This is a genomic window from Thermogutta sp. (assembly GCF_014359955.1).
Lineage (GTDB): Bacteria > Planctomycetota > Planctomycetia > Pirellulales > Thermoguttaceae > Thermogutta.
The window spans coordinates 1-5,431 of record NZ_JACIYL010000250.1; the positions used below are offsets into that span (position 1 = coordinate 1).

Sequence of the window (5,431 nt, forward strand, 5' to 3'; positions counted from 1 at the left end):
CTGTGCCGCCGCCCGCTCACGTTCAAGCTGGCGCTGGCGTCGCCGTTCCTCGGCCGCAAGCTGTTCCGCTTCTTCTGCCTTGGCTTCCGCTTGAGCAATGATATGCATCGCCTGTTCTTCGGTGAGGCCTCCCATTTCCATGAGATCGTCTGGCTCGATCACCGAAAGGTCATCGTAGGAGAGGAATCCTTCCCCCACCAACCGATCCGCCAGTTCTTCCGATACACCCTCCAGGGAAGCGAATCCCAGAAGGGCCTGTTCGAGTTGTTCGTTGAGCTCGTCGCGGGTCATGATCTCGATGTCCCACCCCACGAGCTTGCTGGCCAACCGCACATTCTGGCCCCATCGTCCGATGGCCAGCGAGAGCTGGTCTTCCGGCACGAGGACGATGGCCCGGCCCAGCATCTGGCAGAGAATCACCTCCTCCACCTTGGCCGGCTGAAGGGCGTTGGGGATCAGCACCATGAGGTCATCATCCCAGCGGATGATGTCGATCCGTTCCCCGTTCAATTCTTCCACGATGTTGCGGATGCGGTTGCCGCGGAGTCCCACGCAAGCGCCTACCGGATCGACCCGCTGATCCAGACTGACGACGGCCACCTTGGTGCGATAACCCGGTTCTCTCGCAATCGATTTGATTTCGATGATGCCGTCGCTGATTTCGGGGACTTCCTGCTCGAACAGCCGCACGACAAAGGTGGGACGGATGCGGCTGAGGACGATCTTGAGCCGCGGTCCCACTTTTTTCACCTCGGTAACCAGGGCACGGATGCGTTCGTTGGGATGGCGAGACTCGCCGGGAATCTGCTCACTTTTGGGCAGGATGGCTTCCGTCCGCGGCAGGCTGACGATCACCGCCCGGGGCTCCACTTTTTGCACCGTCCCCGTCACGATCTGATCCAGAAGTTCCTGATACTCGTCAAAGAGGACGTCGCGTTCTGCTTCGCGGATTTTCTGGAGGATGACCTGCTTGGCAGCCTGGGCACCGATCCGCGTGAGCTGCTCGGGATCGATGGACTGCTCGCCCCGGTACCCGGTGATTAAACCGGTTTTACGGTCGATGACGATTTTGATTTCTTCCTGCTCACCGAACCGTTTGCGCGCCACGGAAGTGAGGGCCGCCTCAATGCTCTTGAAGACGACCTCTTTATCAATGTTTTTGTCCCGGTGGATCGCGTCGACGATCCTCAGCAGTTCGTCGGGGTTCATTGACAACCTGCGTGCGTCCGACAGACTTTCGAGTTCGGGCTGGTAAATAACAAAAAACCGTCCGCCGCCGTCGTGCAGCAAGTCGCCGCACACCCGGCTTGCGACGGTTCCCAAAGTTATAATGCGATCTCAAGCCGCGTCCGCGCAGCCTTCCGCTTGCGCGGGGCCTTTCACCCTGCAAAGCTGGCGGCAACTTATCTGCCTAGGCAGTGTCTGTTCACAATACCCGGCTGCTGGCCACCTGTCAAGTGTCAACGGAATTTCTGGAATTTCCCATGACGACCGCTCCAGGAGTGCGTTTCCAAAACCTGGTCTCTGAGCTCTCCCCCTCAAGATTGGTGCCAATCTGACACACCCCGACTTTGCTCGGCCGACGGGGACATCGGCGTCTACACAGGCTTGAGTGGGAGGAAGATTCAACCCGAAGGGGCCTCACGGTAAAGGCCATTCATGAATCGCCCCTACGACACACGGCGCCCCGTGTCGCCTCAGCGGTATTTGTATGAATCAAGCTGCGCCAATTCGTTGTTCCCCTGCCCAGCGGGATTTATAGTAGAAAAAAGGTCCCCCATCCGCACAGCAACGACGGGATTGCCACCGCGGTGTGCATTCATGCCACCCACTCGGGGAGGAGCAATCCGCTGGAGGGGGCTCGCGGGGGTATAACTGAGGCGGGAAACCACCAGAGAGGGATAGTACCCCGGTTAGACCAGTTACCCCCCAGCGACCTGGATAAATCCCCTTTCTGCACTGCCCCCGGAACGTGCGGGAAAGGCTCGCCGGTTTTCCGCGGGGCTTGACGCGGGCTGCGTTGGGGCGCTCCGGGATGCGGGAAAGCAAAACGGGTGGGGCAAGAATCCTCGCACGGGCCGAACTGGGGCAGTTTGAAGACGGAGTTTTCAAAAACCGGCTGAACAGCGCTCCGATCGACCGCGTAGAGCGCACCGGCCCCCTGACTGGTGGTCAGCGAAGTTGCCGAAAATCCAATGGCCAGCGATAGAGGAATTTGGCGATGAGCGACGCGCAAGTGAGTCCGGCCCTCAAGCCGTCGGAAACCGAAAAGTCCCCCCCGGAAGTCGTCATCGAGACGCGAACCCTGTCCAAGGTTTATCGCGACTTCTGGGGACGCACCAAAGTGCAGGCCCTCAAAGCCCTTGATCTGCAGATTTATCGCGGCGAGGTCTTCGGGCTGCTGGGCCCCAACGGCTCCGGCAAAACGACCACGATGAAGCTGCTTTTGGGACTTCTGCTGCCAACTTCCGGTGAGGTCTATGTGTTCGGCCGACCCGCCACCGATGTCTCGAAAAACGAGCGGATCGGCTACCTTCCGGAAGAATCTTATCTCTACCGCTTTCTCAACGCGGAAGAGACACTCGATTTTTACGGTCGGCTGTTCAATATGCCGCGCTCGGTGCGGCGGCAGCGGGTGGCGGACCTTATTGAGATGGTCGGACTGACCTGGGCCAAGAAACGGCCGCTCAAGGAATATTCCAAGGGGATGACCCGCCGGATCGGGCTGGCGCAGGCCCTCATCAACGATCCGGACCTCATCCTGCTGGATGAGCCGACCTCCGGGCTGGACCCGATCGGAACGAGAGAGATGAAGGATCTCATCCTCCGCCTGCGGGATCAGGGGAAGACCGTCGTGATGTGCAGTCACCTCCTGGCCGACGTTCAGGACGTTTGCGACCGGATCGGCATCCTCTATCAGGGAGAGTTGAAGGAACTGGGACGAGTTGATCAGCTTCTCGCCATGCGGGACGTCACAGAAATCCGTGTCCCCAAGATGTCCCCCGACGCGGAAGCCGACGTCAAAGCCGTTCTGGCCAAGCACGGCCTGGAAATCCTCTCCTGGGGAAATCCCACCACAACCCTGGAACATCTGTTCCTGCGGATCATCCGGGAAAGCGAAGAACATCCGGGACTGCGAGTACACGGACGAGGTGACGGCCATGCCGATCGAAATTGAATTGCCCCAACTTTCCACCTGGATTGGCCCTGCGTTCCTGGCGTGGCTCAGTGCGGCGCTCGGTCTCGCGACTTTGTGCAGCTTGATCGGATTCATCTGGTGTGTGCTTTTGTACGGCCGCCGCGCCCCGCAGCGCTTCTGGGACCTGCTGCGTTCAGGTGTGATCGACCTGGTCCTGGTCAGCCCGCGCCGCATCGGGGCCCTGGCCTGGCTGACGATCAAAGAAGCCTTCGGACGCAAGGTCACTGTGGTGGTCCTGCTGTTTTGTGTGAGCCTGCTGTTTGCCGGATGGTTCCTCGATCCCACCAGCTCCGAACCCCACCGGCTGTATCTCAACTTCGTGCTGGGCACCACGAATTATCTGGTGATTCTGCTGGTCATCTTCCTGGCGGCTTTCCGACTGCCCGGCGACATCCAGAACAAGACCATTTTCACCGTCCTCACGAAGCCGGTCCGCACCTCCGAGATTGTCACAGGCCAGATCCTGGGATTGGTTGCGGTGGGCAGCTTCATCCTGGGAACAATGTGGATCATCAGTTACCCGTTTGTGGTCCGCGGGCTCTATCACACGCACGCCGTGAATCCGGCGGACCTGCGGCCTTTGGGTGAGCCCGTCACACTGCCCGACGGCTCGCAGGGCCAGGCCCTCCAGGGCTGGACGGAACCAACCTGGGGTCACCGCCATCGGTTTTTCGTGGACGCCAACGGCATTCCCCGCGTCGATATGGAGCGCGGGCACACGCATTCGGTACGGGTGGAAAAATCGGCCGACGGCAAAGTGACTTATCGCCTGGGAGGACCCGAAGGTCAACTGGTGGCCCGAGTCCCCATCTACGGCAGCCTGGTCTTTCGCGACCGCAACGGGTTCGACGTGGAAAAAGGAATCAGCGTCGGCGATGAATGGACATACCGAAGTTACATTGAAGGGGCTTCCCAGGCGGCCGCCATTTGGACGTTCAAGGACCTCAAACCCGACGAATTCCCCGGAGACACCGTCCCCATCGAAATGAATATCGGCGTATTCCGTACCCATAAAGGGGACATCGAGCGGGGAATTCTGGGAAGTCTTTCCGTGCGTAATCCGGAAAACGGTCTGATGGTGGAACTCCAGGTCTTTGAGTCGAAGGAGTTCAGCATCCTGGCGCTGGACATACCCAAGAAAATCACGCGGTTTTCCAGCGTCCGCGTGGAACCCCGCAAAATCAAGCATGCCGACGGCACGATCGAATACGTCAAGCTCAAGCCCGTGGACCCCAAGGTCCTCTCTCAGAAAGAATTCGATCTGTTCCGGGATTTCACGTCCTCGGACGGAAGAATCGAGATCTGGATCCGCTGTCTGGAAAGCGGGCAGTACTTCGGGATGGCCAAGCCGGACTTGTACATTCGGGCGGGAAACCGCTCGTTCTTCCTCAACCTGTTCAAGGGCTATTTCGGTATCTGGCTGCAGATGGTGCTGGCCATCGGCTTCGGGGTGACGCTCAGCACCTTCCTGGGAACACCGGTGACACTGGTGTCCACGCTGGGCGTTACCATCGCCGGCATGGCCCACCAGTTCATGCGGCAGATTGTCACAGGTGAGCTGTATCCGGGAGTGGAGACGCCCGCCCGATTCGGTCCCATCGAGTCCTTCATCCGCCTTTTCACCCAGGAAGGTGTGATGGTGGAGATTCCTCGCACGGTCGGTCTGATGGTGGCGCGGGCGATCGACTCGGTCTTTCTGGCCTGGCTCGATCTACTCTCGTACATCATCCCGCCGATGGACCGCCTGGGATTCATCGACTTTGTGGCGTACGGATACAACGTCAGTCCCAGTTTACTGGCCGTGAATATCATCACCGTGGCAGGCTATCTGGTGTTGCTCATCGTGGCCGGCCATTTCTTCCTGCGATCTCGTGAGGTGGCAGCATGACCTCGCGTCAGCAGTTTTTGCGAAAGATTGTGTACCTGGTCATCATGGCGGTCCTCCTGGGGGTCCTCGCTTATCTGGGGACGCCGGCGGCCCCTTCGCGCGATCCCCAGCGGAGCAGTCCCGGCGGAGTACTGGCCCAGGTCCGAGAAAAGGAAGGCCTGACCCCCACGCAACTCGGCCAGCTCGACCCCAGCGGCGAAGCGATCAAGCTGGCGACTCTGGGAATGCGGGGTGTCGCCGTCCACATCCTCTGGATGAAGGCGGAAGACTACAAGCGCCGCAAAGACTGGACGAATCTCTCCGCCACCCTGGAGCAGATGGTCAAACTGGAGCCGCATTTCGTC

General features: G+C 59.7%; 3 protein-coding genes and 1 pseudogene. 3 read left to right on the forward strand and 1 reads right to left on the reverse strand.

The window, feature by feature from the left end:
- Positions 1-1,209: transcription termination factor NusA (gene nusA / locus H5U08_RS09275; protein WP_297032383.1), on the reverse strand; the 1,209-nt coding region annotated here is incomplete at its 3' end.
- A 1,012-nt stretch (positions 1,210-2,221) separates the two neighbouring features.
- Here nusA and H5U08_RS09280 point away from each other — a divergent pair.
- The 3 genes and pseudogenes from H5U08_RS09280 to H5U08_RS09290 form a co-directional block, all read left to right on the forward strand.
- Entirely contained in the window at positions 2,222-3,178 is a 957-nt protein-coding gene (locus H5U08_RS09280) for an ABC transporter ATP-binding protein (RefSeq protein ID WP_297032384.1), read from the forward strand.
- Positions 3,162-5,087: a hypothetical protein gene (locus H5U08_RS09285; RefSeq protein ID WP_297032385.1), complete on the forward strand. Its 1,926-nt coding sequence runs from the start codon at positions 3,162-3,164 to the stop codon at positions 5,085-5,087. Before H5U08_RS09280 ends, H5U08_RS09285 begins: the two co-directional genes overlap by 17 nt.
- Positions 5,084-5,431: pseudogene (locus H5U08_RS09290) on the forward strand (IRE (iron responsive element)); the annotation flags it as partial. The gene H5U08_RS09285 and the pseudogene H5U08_RS09290, both read left to right, overlap by 4 nt.